This is a genomic window from Mesorhizobium sp., from assembly GCF_017306585.1.
Classification (GTDB): domain Bacteria; phylum Pseudomonadota; class Alphaproteobacteria; order Rhizobiales; family Rhizobiaceae; genus Mesorhizobium.
Genome location: NZ_JAFKIC010000326.1, coordinates 1 through 4,062, shown reverse-complemented (window position 1 = coordinate 4,062; position 4,062 = coordinate 1). Strand labels below are relative to the sequence as shown.

Genomic DNA, 4,062 nt, shown 5'->3' with positions numbered 1-4,062 from the left:
CCTTTACCGGTGCCGTCACCGGTAAAAATAGGGGTCGAGGACCCGCACCTCCGTGATCTTGTCGACCGGCAGCGAGTTCATCTGCGCCGTGCTGCGGATCGCCTCGGGCGAGGGCGCGTCGTAGATGCAGAACGTGTGCTTCTTGTCCGGCGACACGAAAGACTGCACCCAGGTAACGCCTTTCTCGGCATTGCGCATGATGACGCCGCCCAGCGCGTCGGCGCCGGCATCGTTCATCGGTATGCTCAGACCGTCGGGAAAAGTGCGTTCGACGAGATAACGGGGCATGGAGGATTTCCTTCTGTCCATTGCGTCACGCCCGGTCCCGGGCGCCGCCGCAATGGAGACCACGCCTGCCTGCCGGCCGCATCGGAACCATTCCCCATATTTCCCGGTCTGTTTCCCCATATTGGCGCCGGAGCCACACAGCGGATACCGAAGCCGCCTAGGTTGTCGCCTGAATCGGGGGCTGGGCGGGCGGCGAACCGGATCATATCGGCCGGATCATTTCGGGCAGGCACCATGCTTCTGGAACGGCAGGCGCAGCTGGAACAGCTGGACGGTCTTCTGGCGCGGGCCGCGCGCGGCCACGGCCATGTCGCGGCGCTGCTGGGCGAGGCGGGCTCGGGCAAGACGGCGCTTGTCGAGGCCTTCATCGCCAGCGCCTGCGAGGGCGCGCGCGTGCTGCGAAGCGCCTGCGAGGATCTGTCGATCCCCGATCCGCTCGGGCCGCTCTTCGATCTGGCGAGGGACGCGCAATGGCCGATGCCGCGCGCGCTCGACGCGCGTCAGGGACAGCGTCTGCCGTTGTTTTCCGACGCGCTCGATGTCTTCGACACGCGGGCGGGCGCGACGCTGCTGGTGATCGAGGACCTGCACTGGGCCGACGACGCGACGCTGGACTTCGTCCGCTTCCTAGGCCGCCGCATCGCCAACACCCACATCCTGCTGCTGCTCACGGCCCGCACCGACCGCTCCGAAGGGCAGATGCGCGTGCGCCGGGCGCTGGGCGAAATCCCTTCGGCCAGCGTCGTGCGCATCGACATCCCCTTGCTGAGCGAGGCGGCGGTGCTCTCGCTCGCCCACGCCGCCGGCCGCGACGGCGGTGCCATCTACCGCGCGAGCGCCGGCAACGCCTTCTTCGTCACCGAACTGCTCAGCGCCGGAAGCGAAACGGCGCTGCCGGCCAGCGTGCGTGATGCCGTGGTCGCACGGGCCGAGCGGCTGTCGCCGGGTGCCCGCGCCATGCTCGACGCCGTCTCCGTTTTCCCGAGGCGCGCCGATGCCTGGGCGCTGACCGGGCTGTGCGGTATTTCCGCCGCCGGCCAGCTCGCCGAATGCGTCTCCAACGGGCTGCTCGACGATCTCGGCGATGCCTATGCGTTCCGCCACGAAATCGCCCGGCGCGCCGTCGAGGCGATGCTGACCAGCAGCCACAAGCGCGAGTTCAACCAGCGGGCGCTGTCGGCAATGCTGGAAAGGGGCGACGTCGCCACCGCGCGGCTGGTGCACCACGCCGTCGAGGCGCACAATTGGCAGGCCGTGCGCGCGTTCGCTCCCGTGGCGGCGCGCGAAGCCTCCGGTGTCGGCGCCCATCGCGACGCCGCCGGTTACTGCGAGGTCGCGCTGCGTCAGGCCGACAGTCTGCCGGCGGGGGAGCGCGCCGCGCTTTACGAGCAATATGCATTCGAGTGCCATCTGATCGGCCGCGTCGAGGACGCCATCGGCGCGCAGGAACAGGCGCGCCTCCTCCATCACGCCATGGGAGACGCGCTGAAGGAGGGTGACAGCCTCAGATGCCTGTCGCGTTTCGCCTATCTGATGGGCGACCGCCAGGCCGCCGACCTCTATGGCGCGCGCGCCGTGGCGTTGCTGGAGACCGTACCCGCCGGCCCGGAACTGGCGATGGCTTATTCCAACCTGTCGCAACTGGCGATGCTGGCGGAACGGCTCGACGAAACGTTGTCGCTGGGCGTCCGGGCGATTGAGCTTGCCGAGGACCTCGACCGGCAAGACATCGTCTGCCACGCGCTCAACAATGTCGGCGCCGCCGAACAGTGGCTGGATCTGGATGGCGGAAAGCTGCACCTTGCCCGCAGCCTCGAAATCGCGCTTGCCATGAACTTCCAGGAGCATGCCGCGCGCGCCTTCACCAACAGCGCCTGCGGCGGCATGAACCAGCTCGATTATCCCCTGGCCAAGTCCTTCCTCGACCGCGGCATCGACTATTGCGTCGAGAACGATCTCGCGACCTGGCGCGATTACATGCGCGGCGTGCGCGCGCAATTGCTGCTGCGCCATGGCCAGTGGGACGAAGCCGCGACGGAAGCGGTCGAGGTTCTCGCCGGCAATCAGGCGACCGCGCTCGTGCGCTACCCCGCCCTGGTGGCGCTGTCGCGGCTGCGGGTACGCCGCGGTGACCCGTCGGCCGAACCGCTTCTGGCCGAGATGAAGAGGTTCCTGGAAAAGGGAACCGAACTCCAGCGCCTGTTGCCCTATGCCGCCGTGGTCGCCGAACAGGCCTGGCTCGGCGAAGCGGACATGGCGGAGGCGCTGCGGCTGATCGGCCTTGCAGAAGGCATGTCGCCGACGCGCGCCGGCTTCGCCGAACTGGCCGGCTGGCGCCATATGCTGGCGCCCGGCATCGACCCCGGAGACACATCGGGCATGGCCGATCCCTATCGGATGCTGCTCGCCGGCGACTGGCAAGGGGCGGCCGACGCCTGGGCCGACCTCAATGCGCCCTATGAACGCGGTCTGGCGCTTGCCCGGGGCGATGAGCCCGCGCAGCGCGCGGCGCTGGAGATATTCGAGGCGCTCGGCGCCCGGCCCGTCGCCAACCGCCTGCGCGACATCATGCGGCGAAGTGGCGTCATCCGCATCGCGCGCGGCCCGCGCAGCACCACGCGCGCCAACAGCGCCGGCCTGACCCGGCGGCAGATGGAAGTGCTGCAATTGATCGAGCGCGGCCTGTCCAACAAGCGCATCGCCGAGCACCTCGCCATCTCGCCGAAAACCGTCGACCACCATGTCTCGGCGGTGCTGGGCAAGCTGGAAGCGGGTTCGCGTGGCCAGGCGACTGCCGCCGCGCGGGACAGCGGGCTGATCTGACCGGACCGCCTGGTGCCGCCGCGAGGCCTCGAGGGGCCCATCTCAGTCGTAGGTGAGATCCGTCGCTTTGCCGCCGAACACGCGGTAGGCATAGAAGGAATAGAAGATGATGATCGGCAGCACCACCACCGTGCCGGCCAGGATGATGGCCAGGCTTTCTGTCGCCGACGCCGCCTGCCAGATCGTCAGCCTGTCGGGCACCACGAACGGATAGAACGACCAGGCGAGGCCGGCGAAGCCGAGCACGAAGATGCCGGCCAGCGTCAGGAACGGCGTCAGCGCATGGCTGTCGTCGGGCCTCGGCAGGTGAAAGGTCTGGCGCCACAGCCACAGGAACAAGAGCGCCGACAGCACCGGCAGCGGCGACAGGTAGAGCATTTCGGGCCAGACGAACCATTTGTCGAAGATGCGCGGGCTGGCGAAGGGCGTCGCCAGCGACACGGCGGCCATGCCGAGCGCGGTCAGCACCAGCGCGGTGCGCAGCCAGCGCACCGCCTTCTTCTGCAGTTCGCCTTCGGTCTTGTAGATCACCCAGGCCGCGCCCATCGCCGCGTAGGCAGCCGCCAGGCAGAGCGCCACCAGCGCGCCGAACGCCATGCCGCCGACGCCGACATCGAGGCCGAGCACGTAGACGCCCAGCATGTAGCCCTGCGCCAGCGAGGCGATCAGCGAGCCGAGAAAGAAGATTCGGTTCCAGCGATGCTTCTTTCCCGCCGGCACCTTGGCGCGGAAATCGAAGGCGACGCCACGCAGGATCAGCCCGACCAGCAGCACGAAAACCGGCAGGTAGAGCGCGGTGAGGATGACGCCGTGTGCCATCGGAAAGGCGACCAGCAGCAGCCCTACCGCCAGCACCAGCCAGGTCTCGTTGGCGTCCCAGAACGGACCGATCGCCGCGATCATCGTGTCCTGCTCGGCGTCTTCAGCCGCCGCGAACAGGATGCCGATGCC

Annotated in this window: 3 protein-coding genes; 1 reads left to right on the top strand and 2 read right to left on the bottom strand. The window is 68.5% G+C overall.

Annotated features, from left to right (window positions below; all coding sequences use genetic code 11):
- Positions 1-15 precede the first annotated feature (15 nt).
- Positions 16-288 carry a DUF4242 domain-containing protein gene (locus J0I79_RS34125; protein ID WP_292870293.1) on the bottom strand — a complete coding sequence of 91 codons (273 nt, stop codon included), beginning with the start codon at positions 286-288 and terminating at the stop codon, positions 16-18.
- 234 nt (positions 289-522) lie between these two features.
- Here J0I79_RS34125 and J0I79_RS34120 point away from each other — a divergent pair, with 234 nt between their 5' ends.
- Positions 523-3,111 (top strand): AAA family ATPase, encoded by a 2,589-nt coding sequence (locus tag J0I79_RS34120; RefSeq protein WP_292870290.1) that lies wholly within the window; start codon positions 523-525, stop codon positions 3,109-3,111.
- Between the two features lie 42 nt (positions 3,112-3,153).
- On the opposite strand, the gene J0I79_RS34115 is transcribed toward J0I79_RS34120, so the two are convergent.
- On the bottom strand, positions 3,154-4,062 hold a 909-nt coding region (locus tag J0I79_RS34115; RefSeq protein WP_292870287.1), incomplete at its 5' end, for a cytochrome d ubiquinol oxidase subunit II.